Source organism: Nonomuraea sp. NPDC048826, from assembly GCF_043198225.1.
Lineage (GTDB): Bacteria > Actinomycetota > Actinomycetes > Streptosporangiales > Streptosporangiaceae > Nonomuraea.
Map to the genome: position 1 here is coordinate 355,270 of NZ_JBICUQ010000010.1, position 26,282 is coordinate 381,551.

21 protein-coding genes are annotated in these 26,282 nt (G+C 72.0%); 12 read left to right on the plus strand and 9 right to left on the minus strand.

The window, feature by feature from the left end:
* The first annotated feature begins 83 nt into the window (after positions 1–83).
* Together ACGFI7_RS34425 and ACGFI7_RS34430 are read left to right on the plus strand one after the other, a co-directional pair.
* Positions 84–3,209 carry an ATP-dependent helicase gene (locus tag ACGFI7_RS34425; protein WP_393412083.1) on the plus strand — a complete coding sequence of 1,042 codons (3,126 nt, stop codon included), beginning with the start codon at positions 84–86 and terminating at the stop codon, positions 3,207–3,209.
* Entirely contained in the window at positions 3,203–6,460 is a 3,258-nt protein-coding gene (locus ACGFI7_RS34430; RefSeq protein ID WP_393412085.1) for an ATP-dependent helicase, read from the plus strand. The genes ACGFI7_RS34425 and ACGFI7_RS34430 overlap by 7 nt, the downstream gene beginning before the upstream one ends.
* Before the next feature lie 3 nt (positions 6,461–6,463).
* Here ACGFI7_RS34430 and ACGFI7_RS34435 read toward each other — a convergent pair whose 3' ends face one another.
* A complete protein-coding gene (locus ACGFI7_RS34435) occupies positions 6,464–7,936 on the minus strand; it encodes an IucA/IucC family protein (RefSeq protein WP_393412087.1) in 1,473 nt (490 codons plus the stop codon).
* A gap of 115 nt (positions 7,937–8,051) precedes the next feature.
* Here ACGFI7_RS34435 and nudC point away from each other — a divergent pair, with 115 nt between their 5' ends.
* Entirely contained in the window at positions 8,052–9,026 is a 975-nt protein-coding gene (gene nudC, locus ACGFI7_RS34440) for an NAD(+) diphosphatase (RefSeq protein ID WP_393412089.1), read from the plus strand.
* 53 nt (positions 9,027–9,079) lie between these two features.
* Here the strand turns inward: nudC and ACGFI7_RS34445 are convergent, their stop codons facing one another.
* Positions 9,080–9,328, minus strand: a complete 249-nt coding sequence (locus ACGFI7_RS34445) for a glutaredoxin domain-containing protein (protein ID WP_393412091.1) — start codon at positions 9,326–9,328, stop codon at positions 9,080–9,082.
* Positions 9,329–9,403: 75 nt separating this feature from the next.
* Complete coding sequence (locus ACGFI7_RS34450) at positions 9,404–10,306, minus strand: alpha/beta hydrolase (protein ID WP_393412093.1); 903 nt, start codon at positions 10,304–10,306, stop codon at positions 9,404–9,406.
* Positions 10,307–10,458: 152 nt separating this feature from the next.
* On the opposite strand from ACGFI7_RS34450, the gene ACGFI7_RS34455 reads away from it, so the two are divergent.
* The 4 genes from ACGFI7_RS34455 (at position 10,459) to ACGFI7_RS34470 (ending at position 14,564) form a co-directional block, all read left to right on the plus strand.
* On the plus strand, positions 10,459–12,504 hold the full coding sequence (locus ACGFI7_RS34455; protein WP_393412175.1) for an ATP-dependent DNA helicase UvrD2: 2,046 nt from the start codon (positions 10,459–10,461) through the stop codon (positions 12,502–12,504).
* Positions 12,505–12,654: 150 nt separating this feature from the next.
* The gene (tesB, locus tag ACGFI7_RS34460; RefSeq protein ID WP_393412095.1) at positions 12,655–13,539 is read left to right on the plus strand and encodes an acyl-CoA thioesterase II; all 885 of its coding nucleotides are present in this window, start codon (positions 12,655–12,657) and stop codon (positions 13,537–13,539) included.
* A gap of 517 nt (positions 13,540–14,056) precedes the next feature.
* Positions 14,057–14,326 (plus strand): WhiB family transcriptional regulator, encoded by a 270-nt coding sequence (locus ACGFI7_RS34465; protein ID WP_393412097.1) that lies wholly within the window; start codon positions 14,057–14,059, stop codon positions 14,324–14,326.
* A 40-nt stretch (positions 14,327–14,366) separates the two neighbouring features.
* Positions 14,367–14,564 (plus strand): hypothetical protein, encoded by a 198-nt coding sequence (locus ACGFI7_RS34470; protein ID WP_393412099.1) that lies wholly within the window; start codon positions 14,367–14,369, stop codon positions 14,562–14,564.
* A 224-nt stretch (positions 14,565–14,788) separates the two neighbouring features.
* Here the strand turns inward: ACGFI7_RS34470 and ACGFI7_RS34475 are convergent, their stop codons facing one another.
* The 3 genes from ACGFI7_RS34475 to ACGFI7_RS34485 form a co-directional block, all read right to left on the minus strand.
* Positions 14,789–15,379, minus strand: a complete 591-nt coding sequence (locus tag ACGFI7_RS34475) for a hypothetical protein (RefSeq protein ID WP_393412101.1) — start codon at positions 15,377–15,379, stop codon at positions 14,789–14,791.
* Positions 15,380–16,191: 812 nt separating this feature from the next.
* Positions 16,192–17,529 carry an ABC1 kinase family protein gene (locus ACGFI7_RS34480; protein WP_393412103.1) on the minus strand — a complete coding sequence of 446 codons (1,338 nt, stop codon included), beginning with the start codon at positions 17,527–17,529 and terminating at the stop codon, positions 16,192–16,194.
* Between the two features lie 64 nt (positions 17,530–17,593).
* Entirely contained in the window at positions 17,594–19,129 is a 1,536-nt protein-coding gene (locus tag ACGFI7_RS34485; protein ID WP_393412105.1) for a ThiF family adenylyltransferase, read from the minus strand.
* 337 nt (positions 19,130–19,466) lie between these two features.
* Here ACGFI7_RS34485 and ACGFI7_RS34490 point away from each other — a divergent pair, with 337 nt between their 5' ends.
* Positions 19,467–19,982 carry a M48 family metallopeptidase gene (locus ACGFI7_RS34490; RefSeq protein WP_393412107.1) on the plus strand — a complete coding sequence of 172 codons (516 nt, stop codon included), beginning with the start codon at positions 19,467–19,469 and terminating at the stop codon, positions 19,980–19,982.
* Entirely contained in the window at positions 19,979–20,563 is a 585-nt protein-coding gene (locus ACGFI7_RS34495; RefSeq protein WP_393412109.1) for a hypothetical protein, read from the plus strand. The genes ACGFI7_RS34490 and ACGFI7_RS34495 overlap by 4 nt, the downstream gene beginning before the upstream one ends.
* 35 nt (positions 20,564–20,598) lie before the next feature.
* Here ACGFI7_RS34495 and ACGFI7_RS34500 read toward each other — a convergent pair whose 3' ends face one another.
* From ACGFI7_RS34500 to ACGFI7_RS34510, 3 genes are all read right to left on the minus strand, one after another.
* Positions 20,599–21,600, minus strand: coding sequence for an endonuclease/exonuclease/phosphatase family protein (locus tag ACGFI7_RS34500; protein ID WP_393412111.1), 1,002 nt, complete (start codon positions 21,598–21,600; stop codon positions 20,599–20,601).
* Positions 21,601–21,707: 107 nt separating this feature from the next.
* Entirely contained in the window at positions 21,708–22,286 is a 579-nt protein-coding gene (locus ACGFI7_RS34505; RefSeq protein ID WP_393412113.1) for an NUDIX hydrolase, read from the minus strand.
* A complete protein-coding gene (locus ACGFI7_RS34510; protein WP_393412177.1) occupies positions 22,283–23,488 on the minus strand; it encodes a zinc-dependent metalloprotease in 1,206 nt (401 codons plus the stop codon). The genes ACGFI7_RS34505 and ACGFI7_RS34510 overlap by 4 nt, the downstream gene beginning before the upstream one ends.
* 130 nt (positions 23,489–23,618) lie before the next feature.
* Between ACGFI7_RS34510 and ACGFI7_RS34515 the strand changes: the two genes are divergently transcribed.
* The 3 genes from ACGFI7_RS34515 to ACGFI7_RS34525 are packed head-to-tail and all read left to right on the plus strand — an operon-like array spanning position 23,619 to position 26,189.
* Positions 23,619–24,692 (plus strand): NAD-dependent epimerase/dehydratase family protein, encoded by a 1,074-nt coding sequence (locus ACGFI7_RS34515; RefSeq protein ID WP_393412179.1) that lies wholly within the window; start codon positions 23,619–23,621, stop codon positions 24,690–24,692.
* Positions 24,693–24,712: 20 nt separating this feature from the next.
* Entirely contained in the window at positions 24,713–25,138 is a 426-nt protein-coding gene (locus ACGFI7_RS34520; protein ID WP_393412115.1) for a molybdenum cofactor biosynthesis protein MoaE, read from the plus strand.
* Between the two features lie 10 nt (positions 25,139–25,148).
* Positions 25,149–26,189: a PDZ domain-containing protein gene (locus tag ACGFI7_RS34525; protein ID WP_393412117.1), complete on the plus strand. Its 1,041-nt coding sequence runs from the start codon at positions 25,149–25,151 to the stop codon at positions 26,187–26,189.
* Positions 26,190–26,282: the final 93 nt, after the last annotated feature.

The following is a 26,282-nucleotide window of genomic DNA, read 5'->3' on the forward strand; positions in this document are numbered from 1 at the left end:
GTGGTCTGGTGGAATCTAGGGTTGTGAGTGGTCAGACCTGGCGACTGGTGCGCCGTGGCAGTGGGGGGCCTGCTGAGCCCCCAGTGCTGGACGAACATCAGCGTGCCGTGGTGGGCCACCTGGGCGGCCCGCTGCTGGTCCTGGCCGGGCCGGGCACGGGCAAGACCACCACGATCGTCGAGAGCGTGGTCGACCGGATCGAGCGGCGAGGGGCCGACCCCGAGCGGGTGCTGATCCTCACCTTCAGCCGCAAGGCCGCCGAGGAGCTGCGCCGGCGGGTCACCGCGCGGCTGCGCCGCACCACCCGCACACCGGTGGCGATGACCTTCCACTCCTACGCCTACGCGCTGCTGCGCCGTGAGGCGGTGCTGGCCGGCGAGCCGCCGCCCCGGCTTCTCACCGGCCCCGAGCAGCTGCTGGAGGTGCGGCGGCTGCTCCACGGCGAGCTGGAGGACGGCGCGCTCGACTGGCCGGACGACCTGCGCGAGCCGCTCAGGACCCGCGGGTTCGCCGAGGAGCTGCGCGACTTCCTGTCCCGGGCGGCCGAGCGCGGGCTCGACGGGGAGCGGCTGCGTGAGCTCGGCAGGCAGCACGGGCGCCCCGACTGGGTGGCCGTGGGCGCCTTCGCCGACCGCTACGAGACCCGCTTCGACCTCGACCCCGAGCGGACGCTCGACTACGCCGAGCTGATCGCCGAGGCGGGCAGGCTGCTGGCGGAGCCCGACGTGCGGGCGCGGGAGCGGGCCGCGGTCGACGCCGTGTTCGTGGACGAGTACCAAGACACCGACCCGGCCCAGGAGTTCCTGCTCCAGCAGCTCGCCGGCGACGGGCGCGACCTGGTCGCGGTGGGCGACCCCGACCAGTCGATCTACGGCTTCCGGGGCGCCGACGTGCACGGCATACTCAAGTTCCCCGAACGCTTCCGTACCCTCGACGGCCGCGACGCGCCGGTCCTGGCGCTGCGCGTGTGCCGCCGCAGCGGCGCCGACCTGCTGACCGCGTCCCGGCGGGTGGCCGCCAGGCTGCCGGCCGCGCCGATGCCCGACGAGCGCGGCGCGGGCGGGCACCGCGACCTGGTGCCGCTGCCCGAGACGCCGGCCGGCGAGGTGCGCGTGCTGCTGGCCGACAGCACCAGCCAGGAGGCCGCGGTGGTGGCCGACACGCTGCGCCGCGCCCACCTGGTCGAGGGCGTGCCCTGGCACCGGATGGCGGTGCTGGTGCGCTCCGCCAAGCGCCAGGTGCCGCTGCTGCGCCGGGCACTGGTCAACGCCGGGGTGCCCACCATGATCGCCGGCGACGAGGTGCCGCTCGCCCAGGAGCCCGGCGTCCGGCCGCTGCTGACCCTGCTCAAGGTCGCGGTCGACCCCGCGGAGCTGGACGAGAACGTCGCCGAGGAGCTGCTGACCGGCCCGCTCGGCGGCACGGACATGATCGGCGTGCGCCGCCTCCGCCGGGCTCTCAAGATCGCCGAGAACGAGGTGGCCGCCGATCCCCCCGAGCTGCCGTACGTGCCCCGCTCGTCGGGCGAGCTGCTGGTCGCCGCGATCAGGGATCCGCGCGAGCTCGTACGGATCGAGCCGCACGTCGCCGTGCCCGCCGAACGCGTCGCCAAGCTGCTGGCCACCGCCCGCGCCGCGCTCGACGAGCAGGGCAGCGCCGAGGAGGTGCTCTGGGCCGTCTGGCAGGCCAGCGGGCTGGCCACCCGGTGGACCGACACGAGCCTGCACGGCGGCACCAGAGGCGCCCAGGCCGACCGGGATCTCGACGCGGTGGTGGCGCTGTTCGACCAGGCCGCCCGGTTCGTCGACCGGATGCCCAAGGCCGGGCCCGAGGTGTTCCTGGACGACCTGGCCTCCCAGGAGATCCCCGGCGACACGCTGTCCGAGCGGGCCCCCGACGGCGACGCGGTGCGGGTGCTGACCGCCCACCGGGCCAAGGGCCTGGAGTGGGACGTGGTGGTGGTGACGGGCGTGCAGGAGGCCGTCTGGCCAGACCTGCGGCTGCGCGGCACCCTGCTGGGCGTGGAGGACCTGGTCGAGGTGGTCGAGGGCGGCCGCCCGAACGCGGCCTCGCTCGCGTCCAAGCTGCTGGCCGAGGAGCGGCGGCTGTTCTACGTGGCCGCCACCCGCGCCCGCCGCCGGCTCGTCGTCACCGCCGTCGGCGGCGAGGACACCGACGAACGGCCGTCCAGGTTCCTGTCCGAGCTGATGCCGGGCGCGGTGCAGGAGGCCGGCGTCGACGACCGGTCCCGCTGGCTCAGCATGCCCGCGCTCGTGGCCGACCTGCGCAGCGCGGTCACCGACCCCACCAAACCGGCCAAGATGCGCAGGAACGCGGCCAGGCAGCTCGCCAGGCTCGCCGCCGCCGGGGTCTCGGGCGCCCACCCCAACGAGTGGTACGCGCTCACCCCGATCTCCGACGACCGGCCGCTGAGCTGGCCCGACGACGTCGTCACCATCTCCCCGTCCGCCGTCGAGAGCTTCACCAAGTGCGGCCTGCGCTGGCTGCTGGAGACGGCCGTCGGCGCCGCGGGCACCAGCACCGCGCAGGGCCTCGGCAACGTCATCCACGCGCTGGCGGTGCTCGCCGCCAGCGGCCTGCCCGACGAGGACATGCTGGGCAAGCGACTCGACGACGTCTGGAACGAGCTCGACTTCGGCGGCGTCTGGTTCAACCGCAAACAGCGGCAGGTGGCCGAGCAGATGATCGGCAAGTTCCTGCGCTGGCAGGAGGACAACGGCCGCGACCTGGTCGCCCTGGAGGAGTCGTTCGTGGCCACCATCGCCGAAGGCGTCCAGATCAAGGGCCGGGTCGACCGGCTGGAGCGCGACGAGGACGGCCGCGCGGTGATCATCGACCTCAAGACCGGCAGCTCCAAACCCAGGCCCGGCGAGCTCGACCGCCACCCCCAGCTCGGCGTCTACCAGCTCGCCGCGCTGCTCGGCGCGTTCGCCAGGCACGGCATGGACGAGCCTGGCGGCGCCGCACTCGTCCAGCTCGGCAAGGCCGGCGGCAAGAACGACGCGATCGAGCAGACGCAGGGGGCGCTCGCCGACGACCAGAACCCCGGCTGGGCCAGTGACCTGGTCGACACCGTCGCGATCGGCATGTCCGGCCCGCTCTTCCAGGCCAAGGCGAACGACGGCTGCCGCACCTGCGCGGCCAGGTCGAGCTGCCCGGTGAACGACAGCGGGGGACAGGTGTGCTGAACCCGGTCGAACTGGCCGACAAGCTCGGCATCCTCCCGCCCACCCCCGAACAGGCCACGGTCATCGAGGCCCCGCTGGAGCCGATGGTGGTCATGGCCGGCGCGGGCTCGGGCAAGAGCGAGACCATGGCCGGCCGCGTGGTCTGGCTGGTCGCCAACGGCCTGGTCAAGCCCGCGAACGTGCTCGGCCTGACGTTCACCCGCAAGGCCGCCGCCGAGCTGGCCACCCGCGTCAGGGATCGGCTCGCCGGGCTGGTCGAGGCCGGCCTGGTCGAGCCCGAGCTGCTGCACGACGAGCCGACCGTCTCCACCTACCACGCCTACGCCTCGCGCCTGGTCACCGACCACGCGCTGCGCGAGGCGCTGGAGCCCACCATGCGGCTGGTCACCCCGGCCGTCTCCTGGCAGCTCGCCTCGCGGGTCGTCGCCATGTACGACGGGCCGATGGACAAGATCGAGCTGGGCCCCGCCTCGGTCACCGCGGCCGTGCTGGAGCTCGCCGGTGAGCTGTCGGAGCACCTGCGCGGCAGTGATGACGTGCGCAGGATCGGCGAGTGGCTGCACGACCGGCACGGCGCGCTGCCCGGCCGCGTCACCAAGGCGCAGGGCCGGCCGCTCGTCGTGCACGCGGCCAGGGAGCAACTCCTCCCGCTCGTGGAGGCGTACGAGCGGCTCAAGCGCAGGCGTGAGGTCATCGACTACGGCGACCAGATGGCGCTGGCGGCCAGGATCGCCGCCAACCACAAGGAGGTCGGCGAGATCGAGCGCTCCCGCTTCGCGGTGGTGCTGCTCGACGAGTACCAGGACACCAGCCACGCCCAGCTCGTGCTGCTGCGCTCGCTGTTCGGCGGCGGCCACCCGGTCACCGCCGTCGGCGACCCCTGCCAGTCGATCTACGGCTGGCGCGGCGCCTCGGCCGGCAACCTGCGCCGCTTCCCCACCGACTTCCGCACCCCCACCGGCGACCCGGCCCCGACGCGCCGGCTCAGCGTCAGCTTCCGCAACGGCGACCGGGTGCTCGACGTCGCCGCCCGGATCCAGCTGCCGCTGCGCATGGAGGCGCGCGAGGTGCCGGTGCTCGTGCCCGGACCCAACCGGGTGGACCGGGGCCGGGTCACCTGCGCCTTCCACGAGACCGCCGAGGACGAGGCCGCGTGGATCGCCGGCCTGGTCCACAAGCTGCTCGGCGAGGAGGTCGCGCCCGACGGGCTGCCCTGGGGCGAGAGGGAGCGCAAGAAGACCCTCGCCATCCAGCCGCAGGACGTGGCCATCCTGGCCCGCAGGCGCTCGCAGTTCCCCGCCCTGCGCAGGGCGCTGGAGGACCGCGACATCCCGGTCGAGGTGGTCGGCCTCGGCGGCCTGCTCACCGTGCCCGAGGTGAGCGACATCGTGGCCACGTTGCGGGTGCTGTACGACGCGACCGCGGGCGACGCGCTGGCCCGGTTGCTCGCCGGGCCGCGCTGGCGGATCGGCCCCGCCGACCTGCGGGCGCTCGGCGACCGCGCCCGCGAGCTGGTCCGCCAGTCCCGCGAGAGCCGCCACGAGGACGACCCGCTGGAGCAGGCGGTCGCCGACCTGGCCGACGAGCAGGGCAGCCTGATCGACGCGCTGGACGAGCTGCCCGACAGGGAGGAGTGGCTGGCGTCGTTCTCGCCGCTGGCCGCCACCCGGCTGGTCGCGCTCGCGCACGAGCTGCGCCAGCTGCGCGCGCACACCGCGCAGCCGCTGCCCGACCTGATCAGCGAGGTGGAGCGGCGGCTCGGCCTGGACATCGAGGTGGCCGCGCGCAGCGGCACGGCGAGCGCGTTCGCCGCCAGGGCCGACCTGGACGCGTTCCTGGACGCGGCGTCCCGGTTCGCGGGCGACGCCGAGGACCCGACGCTCGGCGCGTTCCTGGCCTACCTGGAGGCCGCCGAGAGCGAGGAGTTCGGGCTGGAGGGCGGCCGGGTCGGCGAGAGCAACAGCGTCAAGCTGATGACGGTGCACGCCTCCAAGGGCCTGGAGTGGCCGATCGTGGTCGTGCCCGGACTGTCGCAGCTGGTCAACTCCACGGGTTCGATCACCACGGGCAGCGTCTTCCCGGCCAACCCGGTGGTCAACGGCCGCTGGACGGAGAACCCGCGCAAACTGCCCTACCCGCTGCGCGGCGACGCCGCGGACCTGCCCAGGCTGACCGGGCTCGGCAAGGAGGACCTGGCCGCCTTCGACGAGCTCTGCCGCGCCAGGGACCTCATGGAGGAGCGGCGGCTGGCGTACGTGGCGGTCACCCGGGCCCACTACCACCTGATCGCCTCCGGCTACCGGTGGGGCACCGCGTCGAAGCCGCTCGCGCCGTCGGACTTCCTGCTGGAGATCGCCGACACCGCCGACCGGGTCGCCGTCTGGGCCCCCGACCTGGAACCCGGCGCCACCAACCCGCTGCTGGCCGAGCCGCCCCAGGCCATCTGGCCGGTCGAGCCCGCCGGTCTGCGGTACGAGTCCGTGCTCGACGGCGCCCGGCTGGTGGAGGACGCGCTGGCGGGCGGCCTGGAGACCGACGAGGAGGAGACGCTCCGCGCCTTCGAGGAGGAGCGGGTGCGGGCCTGGGAGCGCGACACCGAGCTGCTGCTGCGCGAGCGCGAGCTGCACCGGAGGCCCGACTCCACCACCGTCGAGCTGCCCGGCAGGCTCACCGTCTCCTCCCTGGTCACCCTGGCGGCCGACCCGCGCGAGCTGGCCCGCAGGATCCGCCGCCCGGTCCCGATCAAGCCCGCCCCGCTGGCCCGCCGCGGCACTTCCTTCCACCGGTGGCTGGAGACCCGGTGGGACCAGCAGCGGCTCATCGACGACTTCGAGCTCGACCTCGACGCCGAGCCGGAGGAGGCCGACGTGCGGCTGGCGGAGCTGCGGGAGCGGTTCGAGGAGAGCGAGTGGGCCGATCGGCGGCCGGTCGACATGGAGGTGCCGTTCGAGACCATGATCGCCGACCGGCTGGTGCGTGGCCGCATGGACGCGGTGTTCGAGCTGCCCGACGGACGCTTCGAGGTCGTCGACTGGAAGACCGGCCGGCCGCCGAAGGGCAAGGCGGCCAAGGCCGCGTCGGTGCAGCTCGCCGCGTACCGGCTGGCCTGGTCCCACCTGGCCGGCGTCCCGCTGGACCGGGTCGGCGCGGCCTTCCACTACGTGCGGGCCAACCTGACGGTCCGGCCGGTGGACCTGCTCGACGCCGACGGCCTGGTCGCCCTCGTGGAGTCGGTGCCCGTCCACGGCTGAGGGTCAGGGCAGGCGCAGGTAGTTCGGGCCGCTCACCCGGGGCGGCCCGGCGGTCGGCCGCTCCCGCGACGCCAGCGTCCCCGCCGTCAGCCACGGCCTGCCGGTGAGCCGGGCCGCGTCGAGCGTCCTGGCCCGCAGCAGCCTGGCCGCCGGATGGCCGCCGTACGGGCGCAGCGCCTCCTCCAGCGTGCGGCGCAGCAGCGCGACCGCCTCGGCGCGCGGCAGCACCGCGAACGCCACCGCTGCCGCGCCCAGGTGCAGCACGCCCGTCACGAACGCGTCAGTCAGCGCGTGCGGGTCGTCGGTCAGCATCCGCTCGGGCAGCCCCGGCTCCGCGATCCCCGCCGCGGCCAGCCTCGCCGGCGAGACCAGCAGCCCGTCGTACCCCTGCACCAGCACCCGCACCCCGTCGGCCGCGGGCGCCAGCGCCAGGTCGTGCCAGCCGACCAGCGGCACGACCCCGTACTCCACCAGCGACCGCACACTCCACCGCAGCAGCCCGCGCACATAGGCCCGCACCAGCCCGTCCGGCGGCGAGCCCGGCGGGGACCCCGGCACGGTCAGCGCCGCCACCGGGATCCGCCCGCTCTCCGGGAGCCTGCGCACCATCCAGGCCAGCTGGTCGTGCCCGGCGCGCGCGTACTCCCGCTCGTCCGCGACCACCACCTCCGGCCCTGACAGCGCGCGCAGCAGCCGCTCCGCGCGGGCGCCGGCGCCCAGCCTGTCCGGCGCGATCCCGAGCCGGTCGCGGGTGCCGAGCACGCTGACGGGCAGCGGCAGCACCAGGTGCGTGTCCGTCCCGACCGTGACGGCCCGCATGGACGCGGTCGGCCGTACGGTGCCGCGCCCCTCGCCGAGCACCCGCGCCCCGGCCCGCCGCGCCTCGTCCACCGCCAGCGGATGCACCGGGAACAGCACCTCGTCCGGCCCGGGATCCGCGGGCCCGAGCCGCTCGAGCACGTCGGGCGGCAGCCCACCGGCCGAGCCAGGATCCAGCATGCGCCGCGGCACCGAGGCCCAGCGCAGCTCGAAGGCGGGGCCGAACTCCGGCGCGTACGCCGCCGGGTCGGGCACCCCCGGCCGGGCCCGCGCCGTCGGATAGCCGGGATGGTCGGCGAACGCCGCCAGCGTCTCGTACGGGAGATCCGGCGACGGCGGCCCGGCCCGATGCGCGTCGTGCAGCTCCAGCGCGGCCAGCGCCGCCACGCACTCGTCGAAGAACGCCTTGACCCCCTCGGCGTCCTCCTCGGGGGCGATCTCGGCCAGGGTGTCCAGCACCTGTTCCAGGCCCAGCACCTGTCCGGGCGCGACCACGAAGTCCTGGAACGGCACCCCCGGCGCCAGCCGCACCAGCCTCCCGTCGGCCAGCGTCAGCCCGACGCCGCCCCGGCCCCTGGCGACCTGGGCCGACAGGTCGCCGTAGTTCTCCCGCAGCAACGTGTCCAGCACCCGGGCGGCCAGGTAAGACTCCCGCACGCGCGGCCCCCACCCCTGCAAGTAAGGTCTGCCTGACAAACCCCAAGATCCTAGCCCGTTCGAAGATCTTCCCGAAGCCGCCATAGGATGACAGCGGATTTGGAAGGGTGGACCCGTGGAAACGCGAGCGGATGAGCAACTGATCGGACCGCTGCTCCTGGCACGGGGCACCATCGACAGATCGGCGGTGCTGAGATCCAACCCCGCGTGGTTGGAACGTGCCTGGCACGATCCCACGAGCCGGGTCCTCGTCATCGACAACGGCCGCACCCTCGTCGAACGCGTCGGAGACGAGGTGCGGGCGGTGCTCTACCCACCCGCCGACGCCCCGCCGGGCGAGCGCTTCCTGCTGGGCGTGGCCGACGGCGTCGCCTACTTCGCCGTGTCCGCTCCGCTGCCCACCGGCCCCGGGGGCGACGTCAACGGCCGCGTCACCGTGCCGATGCACCCGCACGAGGCCCCCGAGGGCCGTCCGGTGCCCGCAGGGCTGCGCCAGGCGGGCGGGCTGCTCGGCGACCGCGACGCCGGTCTGCTGGTCTACGCCGTGGCCCTGGAGGCCTGGCACAGCACCCACCAGTTCTGCCCGCGCTGCGGCACCCGCACGACCGTCGAGGCGGGCGGCCACATCCGGGTCTGCCCGCACGACGGCAGCCAGCACTTCCCCCGCGTCGACCCGGCGGTCATCATGCTGATTCGCGACGCCGACGACCGCTGCCTGCTGGCCCGAGGCCCGCAGTGGCCGGAGGGCCGCCTGTCGATCCTGGCCGGGTTCGTCGAGCCCGGCGAGTCGCTGGAAGCCGCCGTCATCCGCGAGGTGGCCGAGGAGGTGGGCATCATCGTCACCAGCCCGCGCTACCTCGGCAGCCAGCCGTGGCCGTTCCCGCGCAGCCTCATGCTCGGCTTCTTCGCCAATGCGCTTTCCACCGAGCTCACCCCCGACTCCGAGGAGATCGTCGACGCCCGCTGGTTCTCCCGCGAGGAGCTGGCCCACGCGCTCGAAACCGGCGAGGTCCGCCTCCCGCCGGCGGTCTCCATCGCCCGCCGCCTCATCGAGACCTGGTACGGCAGCCCGCTGACGGGCGACTGGTAGCCCGCACACACGAAAGACCCGGGTGATCGGTCACCCGGGTCTCACGAAATCTCTCAGGCCGCTTCCATGAGGGCCTTGACCTCACGGGCGGACGGGTTGGTGCGGACGACGCGTCCCTTGGGGGTCTCGATGACCACCGTCGGCACCACCTGGTTGCCGCCGTTGACGCTCATGACGAAGGCGGCCGCGTCCGGGTCGCGTTCGATGTCGACCTCGTTGAAGCTGATGCCCTCGCGGGCCAGCTGGGACTTGAGCCGCTTGCAGGGGCCGCACCACGTGGTGCTGTAGACCGTGAGCGCCATCTCTGAGGAATCCCTCCCAGGTCAGGGGAAATATCAGGCGATCCGTGCAACACCACGGACCGCCCGGTTAATCCCTCACCCGATGCGCTCGGCGATCCACGCCTGGACGCGCTCGGCCACGCCCGGCTCGCGGTAGAGGGCGGAGCTGTGCGACAGGCCCGGCATGGTGATCGTGTCGACGGTCACGCCGACCTTGCCGAGCGCCTGCTTGAGCAGCTCGCTCTGAGCCGGCGGCACGAACTCGTCCTGCGCGTGCACGGTCAGCATGGGGGCGTCCTTGCGGCTGGCGTGCCAGGCGACCTCCATGCTGGCCCACACCCGCGAGCACTTGCCCTTGGGGTGGCAGCCGCCGGCCAGCCGGATCGCCGCCTTGCGCAGCCGGATCTTGTTGATGTCGACGGCCGCGGCCCCGTCGGTGTAGGCGCGCAGCGGCGAGGTGATGGGGGAGAGCCCGACCACGCCCTTCAGCCCCTGCATGCCGTTGCCGAAGGTGCCGACGGCGGCGGCGATGTGACCGCCCGCCGAGAACCCGACCACCGCGTACTTGCTCGCGTCGAACGCCCACCGGTCGGCGTGGCGACGGGCGGCGGCGATCGCGGCCAGCGCGTCGGTGCGCTGCGCCGGCCAGGCGGCGTGGGTCGACAACCGGTAGTTGATGTTGAAGACGGTGTAGCCCAGGTCGGCGAACGACCGGGTGATCTGGGTCATGCCACGCTTGTCGCCGCTGGACCACCAGCCGCCGTGGATGATGAAGACGCCCGGCCGTTCCATGCCGTCGGGGGTCCACCACACGTCCATCTGCTGGCGGTGGTGCTTGCCGTAGGCGATGGTCTCCTTGGCCAGGCCGCCGATGCCGTCGGGGTCGGTCGTCATGGTCGCCGCAGGGCCGGGTGTCGGATCCTGCGCCGCCTGCGCGCTCGCCGGGGCGAGCGCGACACAAGCGAGCGCGAGGACGCTCACGGCAACCGCTGTGCGCACGGCTTTCCTTCCTCCCCATCCAAGTGACGGGGCCCATTGTGATGGAAGAAACTAGTTGTTTGCATCTTGTTGGCTGTGAAACGGGTGACACCGCCGGTTGACACAATGGCGTCCGGACCGCCACCGGCTGGGAGGATAGACAGGTGAGCAGCGTGGACGACGTGCTGTCCGGGCTCGACCCCGAGCAGCGCGAGGTGGCCGAGACCGTGCGCGGGCCGGTGTGCGTGCTGGCCGGCGCCGGCACGGGCAAGACCAGGGCCATCACGCGCAGGATCGCTCACGCGGTGCGCAGCGGGGTGGTCGACGCGCAGAGCGTGCTCGCCGTGACATTCACCACACGCGCCGCGGGCGAGCTGCGCCAGCGGCTGCGGCAGCTGGGCGCGCCGGGGGTGCAGGCGCGCACGTTCCACGCCGCCGCGCTGCGGCAGCTCACCTACTTCTGGCCGCGGGTGATCGGCGGCTCCGCCCCGTCGGTGATCGAGTCGAAGCTGCCGGTGCTGATCGAGGCCTGCCGCGCGATCCGCAAGAGCCCCGAGCGCTCCGAGCTGCGCGACATCGCCGCCGAGGTCGAATGGGCCAAGGTCACCCAGGTCGGGCCGGAAGACTACGTCGCCGCCGCCGCCAAGCACCACCGCACTCCTCCGGTCCCCGCCGAGGAGGTGACGCGCCTGTACGAGGAGTACGAGCGGATCCGGCGCGAGCGCCACCTCGTCGACTTCGAGACGATCCTGGAGCTGACCGCGGCGGTGATGACCGAGCACGCCGAGGTCGCCGCCCAGATCCGTCAGCAATACCGTTACTTCGTCGTCGACGAGTACCAAGACGTCAACCCGCTGCAGAAACTGCTGCTCGACACCTGGCTCGGCGGCCGCGACGACCTCTGCGTGGTCGGCGACCCCAACCAGACGATCTACTCCTTCACCGGCGCCACCCCCCGCTACCTGACCGGCTTCGCGGTCGAGTTCCCTGACGCCGCGGTCATCAAGCTGGTGCGCGACTACCGCTCCACCCCCCAGGTGGTCAACCTCGCCAACCTCGTCATCGCCAAGAGCAAGTCGCCGCACCGCCTGGAGCTCGTCGCGCAGCGCCCCGACGGTCCCAGGCCCGTGTTCGCCGACTACGACGACGAGCCCGCCGAGGCCGCCGGAGTCGCCCGCGGCATCCGCAAGCTGATCGACCAAGGCGTCCCGTCCCGCGAGATCGCGGTCCTCTTCCGTACCAACTCGCAGTCCGAGGCCTACGAGGAGGCGCTGTCGAAGGCGGAGATCCCGTACGTGGTGCGCGGCGCCGAGCGCTTCTTCGAGCGGGCCGAGGTGCGGCAGTCCGTCGTGCTGCTGCGCGGCGCGGCCCGATCCCACTCCGGTGAGCCGCTCGCCTCCGAGGTCCACCACATCCTGGCCGGGGTCGGGCTGACCCCGTCGCCGCCCGGCGGCGGCAAGGCGCGCGAGAAGTGGGAGTCGCTCAAGGCGCTGGCCGACCTCGCCGAGGACCTGGCGGCCGAGGGCGCCGACCTGCCCGCGTTCGTGGCCGAGCTGGAGCGGCGCGCCGCCGAGCAGCACGCGCCGCCCGTCGAGGGCGTCACGCTGGCCTCCCTGCACGCCGCCAAGGGTCTGGAGTGGGACGCCGTCTTCCTCGTCGGGCTCACCGACGGCATGGTGCCGATCATCTACGCGGAGACGCCGGAGCAGATCGAGGAGGAGCGCCGCCTGCTGTACGTCGGCGTCACCCGCGCCCGTCACCACCTGTCGCTGTCGTGGGCGCTGGCCAGGGCGCCGGGCGGGCGCAAGAGCCGCCGCCCGTCCCGGTTCCTCGACGGGCTGACGGGGCGCCCGTCCACGCCCGCGCGGGCCGCCTCGCCCGTACGCGAGCGCCGGGAGATGGCGGCCCCGGTCAGCTGCCGGATCTGCGCCAAGACCCTGGTGGCGGCCGCCGAGCAGAAGCTGGGCCGGTGCGCGACCTGCCCGGCCGACTACGACGAGGCGCTGCTGGAGAGCCTGAAGGCGTGGCGGACCGCCACGGCCAAGGAGTCCAAGATCCCGCCGTACGTCGTGTTCACGGACGTGACGCTGCAGGCCATCGCCGAACGGGTGCCGACGACCGAGCAGGAGCTCCTGTCGATCGCGGGCATCGGCAGGGTCAAGCTCGACCGCTACGGGGAGGCGGTGCTCGGCCTGTGCCGCGGCGGCTCCGCGCCTTGACCCCGCATATTCTGTGCTGTCGTCTCCGGCCCAGGACGAGATCGTCGTAACCACCGCGAAACCGCGGGGTGCCACTATGTGCGCGGGGTGCCACTATGTGCGGGGCGGGCCCGGGGAGCTGCTCGCGCGTGCCGGTGTGAAGGGGGAAGGGTGAACGAGGCCCTGAAGGAAGTGCTCGACCTGCTCGACCTGGAGCAGCTCGAGCAAGACATGTTCCGCGGCCGGAGCCCCGAGGAGCGCATCCAGCGCGTCTTCGGCGGGCAGGTCGCCGCGCAGGCCCTCGTCGCCGCCGGCCGCACCGTGCCGCCCGGCAAGAACGTCCACTCGCTGCACGCCTACTTCATCCGGCCGGGTGACCCCGCCATCCCGATCGTCTACGACGTGGAGCGCGTCCGCGACGGCCGGTCGTTCACCACCCGGCGGGTGGTGGCGATCCAGCACGGCAAGGCGATCTTCACGATGTCGGCCTCGTTCCACGTCGACGAGCCCGGCATCGAGCACCAGGCGTCGATCATGCCCGCCGTGCCCGCTCCCGAGAGCCTGCCCACCTTCCAGGAGCAGATGCTCGCGCTCGTCGGCGAGGAGCACGAGATGCGCGAGTGGCTGTCCCGGCCGCGCCCGGTCGACGCCCGCTACGTCTCGCCGCTGGTCTGGGAGGCGCACCTCGACCCCGACCTGCGCAGCGCCGAGACCAACGTGTGGTTCCGCTACGACGCCGAGCTGCCCGACGACCCGCTGCTGCACGTCGTGCTGGGCGCCTACGCCTCCGACTACACGCTGGTCGACACGATCCTGCTCGCCCACGGGCTGGCCTGGGGCACCAGCGACATCATGGGCGCCTCGCTCGACCACGCCATCTGGTTCCACCGGCCGTTCAGGGCCGACGAGTGGCTGCTCTACGCGCAGCAGTCGCCGTGGGCCGGCGGCGCCAGGGGGCTGGCGCGCGGGGAAATGTACAACGCCTCCGGTGAACTCGTGGTGTCCGTGGTTCAGGAGGCCATGATCCGCACGAGATTGTCACAAAATCGCAGGTAGAAAATACGTTGCCCAATCCCCGGATCCCGGTTTAGGGTCTTGGACAAGCGAGTCGGGCGTCCCTGCCCGACGATCCCAGAGCGGAGGTGAGTCCCGGTGATCAGCATCAACACGACGCAGGCCACGAAGTGGCTCGCTTTCGCATGCCGTGACTCGGTGAGGCTCGTCGATGGGCCGGCCAAGCTGCGGCAGGACGAGTCTGCCCGTCGCCAGGAGTCCCCGATGTACGCGCGCGCCCACCGCGGCGGCGTCGTCCCGAGCGCTCCCGTCTTCGGTGCCGCCTCTCTGGGCGTTCCTGCCTACGCCGCAGGCGCCGAAGTGCCGACCCAGCCGATTGCCAAGCGTGGAGTGGGTCCGCAACCCTGGAGGGATGCTCCGGTCATAACCTGACCGGCACACAGCAGCCCCCAGGCCGCGGATCCGCAATCAGGATCCGCGGCCTCTTTGTTTGTCCGTGATCCCGATCACCCACGAGGTGTGTCAGACCCAAACAAGGTTCGATCAAAGGAGAAAGCTGATGGGGGCGAAGACGATCATGGACCTGATCGACGAAGCCGAGATCCCCTGTCGTACCGACCCTGACCTGTGGTTCGCCGAGTCGCCGGAGGACGTCGAGTTCGCCAAGGCGCTCTGCACCGGGTGCCCGATCCAGAAGGCCTGCCTCGACCGCGCGCTCGAGCGCGAGGAGCCGTGGGGCGTCTGGGGTGGCGAGCTCATCCTCCGCGGGACCATCGTGCCCCGCAAGCGTCCGCGTGGCCGCCCGCGTAAGCACCCCGTCGCGGCCTGAACCACCGATCCAGCAGTAACCACCAGAAAGAGGAAATCCGATGAACCTGGTCCCGACGAGCGGCGACTTCTCGGCCCCGTATCTCTACCATGAACTGGTCAACGACCGAATACGGACCCTCCACCGCGAGGCGGAGGAGCACCGCGTGGCCACCCGCATCGCCCGCGTCCGCAAGGCCCGACGCGGCGTACGGCGCGCCAACGAACGCCTCAACAGAGCGTTGAGCCTGGTGCTATGACCGGGGAGATCCTGCCGCCGGCGCAGGATCTCCCACCCGAGAATCCCCGACCCGCGCGGAACGACGGTTCCGCGCGGGTCTCCGCATTTCCGTACGGCTCCCGCGGGCTCGCACGCCCGGAGGTACGGTCCGCAGACTGTCGTGTCCCGGCGTACAACTGTTCCGCAGGTCATCATTTCGTACGTTTCCCACGAGGTCTTGACGTGGAAGGGCGCCGACGTCTTCTACGCGGGCTGACCGGCCGGCCTGCCCAGAGGATCACCTGGGCTGTCGGCCGCGCAAAGACGGGCGGCCATCCAGGCGACCCCCGCCGCCGCGACGACCAGCCCGCCGAGGTAGGCCCACTCAGGCACGACCCCACGCAACGACCCGGGCACCATCCCCACGGCATAGAACACCACCGCGACGACCGGAAGCGCCCCCGACCGGATGGCCGCCACGCCGAACAGCAGCACCCCCGACATCAACACCACCGAGGTCACCAGGAACGCCATCCCCGTCCCACCGGCCAGCAGGCTCTTCACCGTCGCACCGGGAAGCGCCGGGAAGACGAAGTGCAGCGCGTACTCGACGGCGAACGCCCCGGCCAGCCCGGCGGCGTTGAGCACGTATCCAGCCAGCCCGAGCCCGCCCGCCCGGCTCCGGATGAGCAGATAGAGCCCCGTGATCGCGAACAACCCGGACAACGCCGCGAACGGCGCGACCGCGTGCGTGACCGCCGTCTCGGGCACCAGCCCGCCCCGCCGGAACACATTGAAGACCAGCAGCACGGCGCACGCATAACCGGCGATCCCGGCCATCCGATAGAGACCCATCCGGATCCCACCTCTCCTCGGCGTCGATGAGCGATTGCCGCCATCATCGGCTTGCTGACCCGCCAAGCAGAGCCCCCGAAGGCTTCCGTAAGAACCACGAAAGACTCCAGCACAATCAGAAAATCACCGCCTGCCCACCCAGGACCCTTCGCGCCCAGGACCCTTCGCGCCCAGGACCCTTCGCGCCCAGGACCCTTCGCACCCAGGACCTCTCGCACCCAGGGCCTCTCGCACCCAGGGCCTCTCGCACCCAGGACCCCCGCGCGCGGGGCTCCGCATCCAGGACCCGCCAGGACCCGCCCCGCATCCAGGACCGCCCCGCATCCAGGCCCCGCACGCACCCAGGATGCAGCAGACACCCCTGAGCGGAAGCCCGCCCGGGGGACGATGTGGAGTACGCGCACCGTACGCCCAGAACCCGAGAACCCCACATCCAATCGGGAACCAAGCTCCTGAACATTCGATCGCCGGTGGCAACCGGGGACGCCGGGGCCCTCGGGTTAGCGGTCACCTGAGACGCGAGACACTCGATCGGTGGAGACCCAAGACGCGGGGCACTAGATCAACAGGACCGCGAAGAACTCCCTCTCGACCAGGGCCCTCCCCACGCGTTCACCCACAAGGACCAGGGCAGGCGCACCCAGGCAGGCGTCGATACCCATGCTGACACCGGGGAGCGGCAACCCATCAGATGGCGGCAAGGTGGTGTCGGGGCTGGGCAACCCGAAAGGACTCGATGACGACCGCCGTCAGGCGGGACCAGGTGCCGCCAAGGAGCCGGGCAACCCGGAAGGCCTCAACGCCAACCCCCGTCAGGTGGTGGCGAGGGCCTTGTCTTCCGGGTCGATGGTGTCGTCGGAGAAGCCGGGGACCCAGCGGATCACCTCGTCGCGGAAGCGCGCCGTCGTGCCGAGCTGGCAGAGAACGCCGATGCCCGCGATGTGGACCCGGTGGATGAGCACGTACGAGGGTGGCAGGTTGAGCTGGCGGACCACGTTGCCCGGCCGCAGGTCGGTCACCGAGGCGGCCTGCGCCTGCAGCCATTCGCGGCTGAAGGTGAACTCCTCCACGGCCGTCGGCTCCACGTAGGGAGCGAGGAAGGCGCGCAGGGCGTCGGGGTCGACCTCGATGCCGGGCCGGATGAACCCCTCCTCGCGCAACCCGGCGATCACGGTGTCCATGTCACCCTGGTTGAAGATGCGGGTGAGCTGGCCGAACGCCACGGGGTAGCCGCCCCGGTTGACCGCGCCGAAGTCGAGGACGCCGAGTTTGCCGTTGGGCAGCATGCGGAAGTTGCCCGGGTGGGGGTCGGCGTGCAGCATGGCGACCCTGGCGGGGGAGCAGAACAGGAAGCGCACGAACAGCAGCCCGGCCCGGTCGCGCTCCTCCTTCGAGCCCTCGGTGATGACGCGCGACAGCGGGACGCCGTCCATCCACTCGGTGACCAGCACGGTCTCGTTGGCGGCGATGACGTCGGGCACGTGGAAGTCGGGGTCGTCGTGGAACTCCAGCGCGAACGCGTGCTGCGCCTCGGCCTCGCGGAGATAGTCGAGCTCCTCGGCGATCCGCTCACGCAACTCGGCGAGCACCGACTTGATGTCGAGGCCAGGCATGAGCACCCCGAACAGCTTGCCGAGCCTGGCGAGCTGGGTGAAGTCGCCGAGCAGGGCCTTCCCGGCGCCGGGGTACTGGATCTTGACCGCGGCCTCGCGGCCGTCGTGCCACACGGCGCGGTGGACCTGGCCGATGGAGGCGGCGGCGGTCGGCTCGTCGTCGAACGACTGGAAGTGATCGCGCCAGTCGTCGCCGAGCTGGTCGGCCAGCACCTTGTGGACCGTGGCGACGGGCAGCGGGGGCGCCGCGTCCTGCAGCTTGGTCAGCGTCGCGCGGTAGGGGGCGACGATCTCGGGAGGCAGGGCGGCCTCGAAGATGGACAACGCCTGGCCGAGCTTCATCGCCCCGCCCTTGAGCTCGCCCAGCACCTTGAAGATCTGTTCGGCGGTGCGCTGCTGGATCTCCTCGGCCACCATCTCCGCGGACTTGCCGCCGATGCGCTTGCCCAGCCCGAGCGCGGTGCGTCCGGCGAATCCGAGGGGCAGGGTGGCCAGCTTGGCGGAGCGCGTCACAGCGCGGCGAGGAAGATCGCTCATCCTGATCTGCGGAATCTCTGCCGAGATGCCGCTTCCCCCCTTCGGCGGTCGTTACCTGTGCAGGTCACTCGCAGGTAGCTGACATGACCATTGTTAGCGGATATGGATTGGTTCGTATACAACGACATTGCGCGTGGATTGCCCAAGACCGGTACTTCCAGTGTCGATCAGGCGATATGTCGGTTGTGCCGTTCATCACAGCAGAGGCGTGTCCGTCGAGGTAGTCGAGGGCATGACCGGTCACCGAGGCGGCGACCGAGGCCGCCAGGGCGGCGTCGCAGGCGATCTCCCCTGGGGGATAGCCGCCGAGTCTGGCGGTGACGATCGGCCAGGCCGGATCGTGATCTCGTCGGGTCAAGTCTAGGCAGTGCAAACAGGCGGTTTGTCCAGGTATAACGAGCGGACCCGTGAATCCATGCCCTTCGAACGCGGATCCGAGCAGATGCGGGATCCCCAGCGCCGTCAACTCGTTGACCAACACCATGTCGAGCGGCCGTACGGGGGTGAGGATCACCAGGTCGGGCCGGTCGGTCCCGTCGCCCAAGTACGGCCCACCCGCCAGCACTTCCACCGTCACCCGTTCGCCCCCGGCGCGACCCCGTCTCCCCACCCGTCCCGCCGCTTCTGCCCGCCTCGCCTCTTCCGCCGGTCGCGCCTGCCCTGTCCGCCCAGTCGTTCCTGCCCGCCTCGCTCCTTCCGCCGGTCGCGCCAGTCCTGCCCGCCCTGCCTGCCCTGTCCGCTCCGCCGTATCGCCGTCGCCGAACTGGGCCTGCCGCCCTGCGGCACCCCCACCGGACTGAGCCTGCCGTCCCGTTGTACGACCGCCGGAGTGCGCTCGCCGCCCCGCGGCAGCGCTGCCGGATGGAGCCTGCCCCGAGGCAGCGCTGCCGGGGCGCCCTTGCTGCCCCGCCACACTGCCGTCGGGTTGATCCGGCCGCCCCGCCGCATCACCGCCGGGCCGGGTCGCCCGTCCGACCACATCCCTGCCAGGCTGAGGCAGCGGCCCCGACACAACACCCCCCGGAGGGGACAGCCGCCCCGCCACCACAGCCGCGCCCTCCTCCCGAGTCATCCCGACCTCGGCCCACGTCAGACCGCCCGGCGTCAGGTCGCGCGGCCGGGTGGGCTCGGGGTCGAACACCCGGATGCGGCCCACGCCCGCCGCTGCCAGCAGCGCCACCACCTGAGCCCCCACGCGCCCCGCCCCGTACACCCGCACACGCGAGCCCGCACGCCGCCGCAGCGTCTCGCGCCCGGCGCCGGCGGCGGACCCGGCGAGGTCCATCGCGTCGAGGTCGGGCCGCATCCGGTCGAGCGCCGCCAGGGGCAGCGGGACCGCCGGACCGCCCGCGTCGTCGAGCACGCCGGACCGGGCCAGCCGGTCGAGCAGGGCGCGGGCGGAGGACTCCGGCACCCCCGCCGAGCGTGCCTCGCGCAACGCCCCGGCCAGGTCACGGCTGCCGTCGAGGCCGCCGAGCCACCGGCGGGCGGCCCGGCTGAGCCCGGTCAGGACGACGGCCCGCCGCGGATGGGCGCCGAGCTGGACGGTCTGCTCGTCGCGGTCGACGAGGGGGAGGGCGGGATGCAGACGTGGCCTCATGGCCCGAAGATTTGCACGGGCATTCAAGATCCCGCACCCCAAAGCCCGCCCCTGTGGATAACCTGCCAGGTCCCAGCCCCTCTTGTGGATGGACGGAAACACCCGTTAAACCTTAAAGATTGGGTAAACCAGGACCCTGAGAACGATCATCCCCAAAGCTCTTGACCAGGAGTCACCATCTTCTTGAAGCAACGCTCAGAACGGGCCTTCCGGCGTGCCGCCGTCATCGCGATCAGGAAACCGCGCGTGCCCAAATTCACCGGCTCTTAATCATCTGACCAGCAGAAACATGTCTCGCCCTCTGGGGAATTCCGTTCGTGTCGGCTACCGTGCATATGTGCCCCCCGAGACAGTCGAGGTCCGTCGCAGTTCTCGTCGCCGGCGTACGGTCTCCGCTTACCGCGACGGCGACAAAACGATCGTGCTCCTGCCCGCCTGGCTCAGCGGCGAGGACGCGGATGAATGGGTGAGCCGGATGCTCGATCGGCTCGCGGCCAAGGAGCGCAAACGGCGGCCGACCGACGAGGCGCTGCTGGAGCGGGCGAAAGAGCTGTCCGCGAAGTACCTCGACGGCAAAGCCCGGCCCGCGAGCGTGCGGTGGGTGGACAACCAGCAGCACCGGTGGGGGTCGTGCACACCCGAGACCGGCACCATCCGGATCTCGACCCGGCTCAAGGGCCTGCCCGAATGGGTGATCAACTACGTCATCGTGCACGAGCTGGTCCACCTGCTCGTGCCCAGCCACGGCCCGCGGTTCTGGGGCCTGGTGGAGCGTTATCCCAAGGCCGAGCGCGCCCGCGGCTACTTGGAGGGCTTCTCCGCCGCCGCCCAGAGCGCCCCGGAGGAGTGTTGACGCGCACTGTCGCGGTTCTCGTACGGGAGAGCATGGCGCGGTCCGCGCCCCGAGGCGTCGACCCGGGCCGCTGGCTGGAGGCGATCGCGGAAGACACGTACGAGATGGTCGCCGGTCTGGAGCTGGTCACCCCCGTTCTCGCGACGAGCGTCACCGGCCTGGACGAGATCGTCTGGCCCGGCACCGAGATCATCGAGATCGGCGAGGACGAACCGGTCAAGGACGTGCTCAAACGGTTGAAGGGCGAGCAGGCCGCGCTCGTCGCCGCCGACGCGCCCGACCTGCCTCCGCTGCTGATCGGCAAGCTCTTCCGCGAGCTGGGACGCGCGCAGATCACCGTCAGCCCCGCCGAAGGGGGCGGCGCCGTCGCGCTCGCCTGTCACCTGCCGCCGCCCGGCTGGGCCGACCCCGACCTGGACGAACCCGACCTGGTGGCGACGCTGCGCGCGCAGGCGCCCGGCCGCCGGATGGTGGCGACCACGCCGGGCTGGCACCGCCTGCGTCACCCCGAGGACGCCGAGCGCCTCGACCACGGCCTCGAAGGCTGGGAGAGCACCCGCGCCCTGCTCACGGCACGCTGAGCTCCGCGAACACCGCCCAAGCACCCGCGCCCTGCTCACGGCACGCTGAGCTCCGCGAACACCGCCCGGTGGTCGGTGCCCGGGACGTCGTGGACGCTGACCGCCTTGACCCCGGCCCGTCCGTCGACCAGCACGTGGTCGATCGTGATGATCGGCGGGATCCGCCTGTTGGCCGGCCAGGTCGGGATCAGGCCCGCGCCCACCTGGTCGGCGGCGTCCTTGTAGCCGCGGGCCAGCAGCCGGCGCATCGGCGTGTGGTCGAGCGAGGCGTTGAAGTCGCCGGCCAGGATGCGCACCGGCCCGTCGGACGTGCCGGGCAGCGCCTCCAGGGCGGTCTGCCAGGCCCCGGCGTGCCGCCCGATCGGCGGCACCGGGTGCACGTCGTAGAACTCCACCGGCGCCCCGCCGGGCAGCGCCAGCCTGGCCACCGGCATGTTGTGGCCCTCCAGCTCGGGTAGCGCGTCGGGCAGCGGCTCCATGGGATGGCGGGAGAAGATGCCGCTGCCGCTCGCGTTCCATTCGGCCATCAGCACGCGGTGCGGCATGAGTTCCTTCAGCCCGGCCGAGTCCAGCTCGTCGACCGCCCCGGGCGTCAGCTCCTGCGTGTTGAGCACGTCCGGACGCAGCTCCCGTACGAGGTCCATGACCGCCCGCGCGTCAGCCCTGCCGAACAGCAGGTTGACGGTCAGCACCCGGAACGGCCTGCCCTCCGTCGCCTCCGCCACGCCGAGCGTCCGCGGCAGGACGCTGAACCCGAGCATGGTGCTGGTCAGCAGCGCGACCGCGGCGGCGGCCCGCCGCCGGCCGAGTGCGGCGATCATCAGCGGGATCAGCGAGCCCGCGGCCGCGTACGGGGTCGCGGTCATGATCTGGGTGGGGATCGCTCCCCGTTCGAGCCCCGCCAGCCTCGTCACCGCCCACGCCGCGAACGGCGTCACGGCCAGCCACGTCAGCGCGGTCCCGGTGCGCCCGCTGCGCCTGCGGCGCGCGGGCGTGACGATCGTCCCTCCGACGGGACTCTCGGCGGACACGCCCACCGGTACCTCCTTCGAAACCGTACGAACCTTCAGCGGCGACCGCGTGAGGAAGCCCCGCTCACCGGCGGACGGCGACCACGGACGGAAGCCCTACGACGGTGACCCGCTCATCGGCCCGCGGCGCCGCGGTCGTGCGGTGTGAGGGCGTCGGCCAGCGCCGCGCGCCCCCGGGCCGCGAGGCGCCGGGTGGCCTCGTCGGACAGCTCCGGGATCTCCTCCACCGGGAACCAGCGCAGATCCAGCGACTCCTCGCTGATCACCGCCTCGGCCCCCTCGGGCGCCACGGCCGCGTACTCGACGTCGAGATGCCAGCTGTGCGGCGGATGGCACCACACCCGGTGGCGGTCCAGCGCCAGCGGGCCGGGCAGGAGCTGCAAGCCCGCGATGCCGGACTCCTCCACGGCCTCGCGCAGCGCCACCCCGGCCAGCGTGGTGTCGGAGGGCTCGCAGTGGCCGCCCATCGGCAGCCACATCCCCGCCTTGGGGTGCAGGGTGAGCAGCACCCGGGCGCCGTCGTGCGACAGCACGGCCGTGGTGGCCGTCAGGTGGCCGGGAACGCACGCGCGCAGCATCGCGTCGTCGTGGGCCGCCAGATGGTCGAGGAACTCGGCGCGCAGCCGCTCCTCCCCGGCGGTCGGGGCGGTCCACGCGGTGAGCACGGCCACCGCGTCGTCGTGCAGGCTCAACTCCGGTCGTCCCCGTCGTCCGGCTTGGGCTCCAGCTGAGAGATGTCCCACTCGCTCTCGCCGCGGACGAACGCCTCGGGATCGTCCAGGTCGTCGGCCGTCGGCATGAGGTCGGGGTGGGACCAGAGCGCGTCACGGCCGTCGACGCCGCGCGCCTCCTTGACCACCTGCCACAGCTTGGCCGCCTCGCGCAGCCTGCGCGGGCGCAGCTCCAGGCCGACGAGCGTGCCGAAGGTCAGCTCGGCGGGCCCGCCCGTCGCGCGGCGGCGCCGGACGTTCTCCGCCAGCGCGACCGCGGACGGCAGCTTGCCCTCGGCGGCGGCGTCGACCACCGTGGCCACCCAGCCTTCGACCAGGGCCAGCATCGTCTCCAGGCGGGCCAGCGCGGCCTTCTGCCGCTCCGTCTCCTCCGGCTTGAGCAGCGCGCCGCCGCTCAGCGCCTCCTGGAGCGCCTGGGGGTTGTTGATGTCGAGCCCGCGGATCTGCTCCTCAAGGGCGGAGGTGTCGACCGTGATGCCCTTGGCGTACTCCTCGACGGCCCCGAGCAGGTGGCCGCGCAGCCACGGCACGTGCTGGAACAGCCGGTGGTGAGCCGCCTCGCGCAGCGCCAGATAGAGCCTGATCTCGTCGGCGGGGTGTTCGAGGCCGGAGCTGAAGGAGGCGACGCCGCCGGGCAGCAGCGCGGCCGTGTCGGACAGCGGCAGGCCGATGTCGGTGGTGCCGATGACCTCCCGCGCCAGCGAGCCGATGGCCTGGCCGATCTGCTGGCCGACCATCATGCCGCCCATCTGCTTGAGCATGCCCATCAGCGGCCCGGCCATCTGCTGGGCCTCGGGCGGCAGGCCGGACCCGCCGAGGGCGCCGCCCATGGTCTCGACCATGCGTTCGGCGATCGGCTCGGCCAGCTTGCGCCAGACCGGGATCGTGTTCTCGATCCACTCCGACCGGCTCCACGCCTGCGGGTTGGACACACCGCTGGGCAGCGTGGTCGCCTCGTTGAGCCACAGGTCGGCCAGGCGGAGCGCCTCGACGATCTGGCGGCGCTCACCTTCCATGACGCTTGGATCACCCTGCGCTACGACGGCGTGACGGGCGATGTTCTTGGCCATGTCCCAGTTGACAGGGCCGGAGCCCTGCGGCGCCGACAGCATGTCGGCGAACTGGCGCATCGCCTGAGCCATCTGCTCAGGGTCGCCGAACATGGCGAACGGGTTTTCGTTGGGGTCGTTTTCGCGACCTGGCAGGTCAGTCACCGCTCTACCTCGTGCAGGATGGAGGAGTCCACATCCGCCACGTTAGTCGTCCTGTGGCGGATCAGTGCAAAGTGAGGACCTGGTGCCTACCTCGAAACGCCCGCGCCGACCCGTCGTAGCCGTCACCGGTGCCGCATCCGGCCTGGGCCGCGAGCTGCTCGCCAGGCTCGTCACCTCGGCGGATTTCCGCAGAGTGGTGGCCATCGACGAGGAGCGCGGCGACGTCCAGGAAGCCACCTGGCGAGTGATCGACGTACGCGATCCGCTCTTGGCGAACCGGATCTCCGACATCGACGTGGTGGTCCATCTGGCCGGTGACTACGCCGTCGACTCCGACCCCGGCGAGCGTCGCGCGTACAACCTGAGAGCCGCCCAGACCGTGCTCACCGCCAGCGCGGCCGCGCGCGTCCGGCGCGTGGTGCTCGTCACGAGCGCGATGGTGTACGGAGCCGCGGCCGACAACGACGTGCCCCTCGCCGAGGACGCCCCGGTGGCGGCCGAGCCCGACACCGGCGTGGTCGGCGACTATCTGGAGATCGAGGCGCTGGTGCGCAGGTCGCTGCGCAGCCATCCCGGCCTGGAGGTCACGGTGCTGCGCCCGGCCGCGGTCGTCGGGCCGGGCGTCGACACGGTGATCACCCGCCACTTCGAGTCGCCGCGGCTGCTGATGGTCAAGGGCTGCGCGCAGCGCTGGCAGTTCTGCCATCTCGACGACCTGCTCTCCGCGCTGGAGCTGGCCGCCAAGGGCGCCGTCACCGGCGTGGCGGCCGTCGGCTGCGACGGCTGGCTGGAGCTGGAGCAGGTCGAGGAGTTGTCCGGGATCAGGCGGTTCGAGCTGCCTGCCGGTCTGACGTTCGGCACCGCCCAGCGGCTTCACCGGCTGGGCGTCACGCCCGCGCCGGCCACCGACCTCCACTACGTCGTCTACCCGTGGGTGGTCGACTGCGCCGGCCTGCGCGAGGCCGGGTGGAATCCGTCGTGGACCAACGAGGCGGCCTTCAAGCAGCTCCTGGAGCTGCGCGAGAACCGCACCACCGTGGTCGGCAGGCGGCTGCCCGTCAAGGAGGCCACGCTCACCGCGGCCGGCGCCACCGTCGCCGTCATCGGCACCGCCGCGATCGTCCGTCAGGTGCGCAAGAAGCGCCGCCAGTGAGAAATCTGTAGGCTCTTTACGTGGACGTCATCCGGTTGCTCGCCATTCGTGACACCTCGCTCTCCGTCGACGAGGTGCTGGCCGCGGTGGGCGACCATGCCGCCGGCGGCACGACCGTGTTCGTGGGCACCGTCCGGGAGCAAGATCATGGCAAGCCCGTGACCAAGCTTTCCTACTCCGCCCACCCGTCCGCCGAGCGCGAACTCCGCGCCGTGGCCGAGAAGGTGGCCTCCGACTTCCCAGTGACCGCGCTCGCCGCCGTCCACCGGGTCGGCGACCTGGCGCTCGGCGACACGGCGGTGATCGTGGCCGTGGCCTGCCCCCACCGCGACGAGGCGTTCAAGGCCGCGCGCCGGCTGATCGACGACCTCAAGTCCCAGGTGCCGATCTGGAAACACCAGGAGTTCGCCGACGGGTCGACCGAGTGGGTCGGCGCCTGCGAATAAGCTCGGATCCATGTCGCGACGTGCCTTGACCCTGCTGGTTTCGGGCTTCCTCGTGCTCGCGCTCGGCATCGTCGGCGCGGTCGTGGACGTCCCGTACGTCGTGCTGAGTCCCGGCCCCACGGAGAACACCATCGGCGAGATCGACAAGCAGCCGGTGATCAAGATAACCGGGCGCCAGACCTATCCGACCAGCGGCGCGCTCCGGCTCGTCACCGTGGCCTATCAAGGCGGCCCCACCTCACAGATCGACCTGCTCACCGCGCTGCGCGGCTGGATCGACCCCACCATCGCCGTGGTGCCGCAGGAGACCATCTTCGCCCCCGACCGCAGCCAGAAGGAGGTCGAGGAGGAGAACACGATCGAGATGACCAACTCGCAGGACGACGCCACGGCAGCCGCGCTGAACGAGCTGAAGATCCCGTACGAGACCGTCATCACGGTCGCCTCCACCATGAAGGGCAAGCCCGCCGACGGCAAGATCCAGAAGGGCGACCGGATCATCTCCGTCGACGGCAAGCCGGTCACCAAGACCGACGAGGTCGGCGAGGCGGTGCGGGCGCGCAAGCCGGGCGATCAGGTGACGTTCGGCGTCACCAGGGGCGGGCAGGAGCTCGACGTCACCCTGTCGACCGTGGCCGCCGGGGGAGAGCCGATCGTCGGCATCAACATGCAGCCGGGCTACAAGTTCCCGTTCGAGGTCGACATCAACGTGGGGGAGGTCGGCGGGCCGAGCGCGGGGCTGATGTTCTCGCTCGGCATCGTGGACAAGCTCACCGAGGGCCAGTTGACCGGGGGCAAGCAGGTCGCCGGCACGGGCACCATCAAGCCCGACGGCAAGGTGGGCCCGATCGGCGGCATCGCCCAGAAGATGGTGGGCGCGCGCAACGCCGGCGCCACGATCTTCCTCACTCCGGCGAACAACTGCGCCGAGGCAATGAAGGCCGTGCCCGACGGGTTGCGGCTGGTCAAGGCCGAGACGCTGCACGGAGCGAAGCTGGCGCTGGAGGCGCTCGTCTCAGGTAAAGGCGAGGTCCCGGCTTGCTCCGGATGAAACTTCCCGCAATCGCCGCGCGTTAGCCGTAGTGGTGACACTGCGGTGTAGGTTGCCAGACACGGACCGTTTCTTCATCACGACGAGGGGTTG

What these genes read in the sequence shown, in the direction of transcription:
- ACGFI7_RS34480 (WP_393412103.1), bottom strand. Translation starts at nt 17,529, where the DNA reads ATGAGCGATCTTCCTCGCCGCGCTGTGACGCGCTCCGCCAAGCTGGCC.
- ACGFI7_RS34485 (WP_393412105.1), bottom strand. Translation starts at nt 19,129, where the DNA reads ATGAGGCCACGTCTGCATCCCGCCCTCCCCCTCGTCGACCGCGACGAG.
- ACGFI7_RS34525 (WP_393412117.1), top strand. Translation starts at nt 25,149, where the DNA reads ATGTCGCGACGTGCCTTGACCCTGCTGGTTTCGGGCTTCCTCGTGCTC.
- ACGFI7_RS34465 (WP_393412097.1), top strand. Translation starts at nt 14,057, where the DNA reads ATGGGGGCGAAGACGATCATGGACCTGATCGACGAAGCCGAGATCCCC.
- ACGFI7_RS34470 (WP_393412099.1), top strand. Translation starts at nt 14,367, where the DNA reads ATGAACCTGGTCCCGACGAGCGGCGACTTCTCGGCCCCGTATCTCTAC.
- ACGFI7_RS34510 (WP_393412177.1), bottom strand. Translation starts at nt 23,488, where the DNA reads ATGTTCGGCGACCCTGAGCAGATGGCTCAGGCGATGCGCCAGTTCGCC.
- ACGFI7_RS34475 (WP_393412101.1), bottom strand. Translation starts at nt 15,379, where the DNA reads ATGGGTCTCTATCGGATGGCCGGGATCGCCGGTTATGCGTGCGCCGTG.
- ACGFI7_RS34445 (WP_393412091.1), bottom strand. Translation starts at nt 9,328, where the DNA reads ATGGCGCTCACGGTCTACAGCACCACGTGGTGCGGCCCCTGCAAGCGG.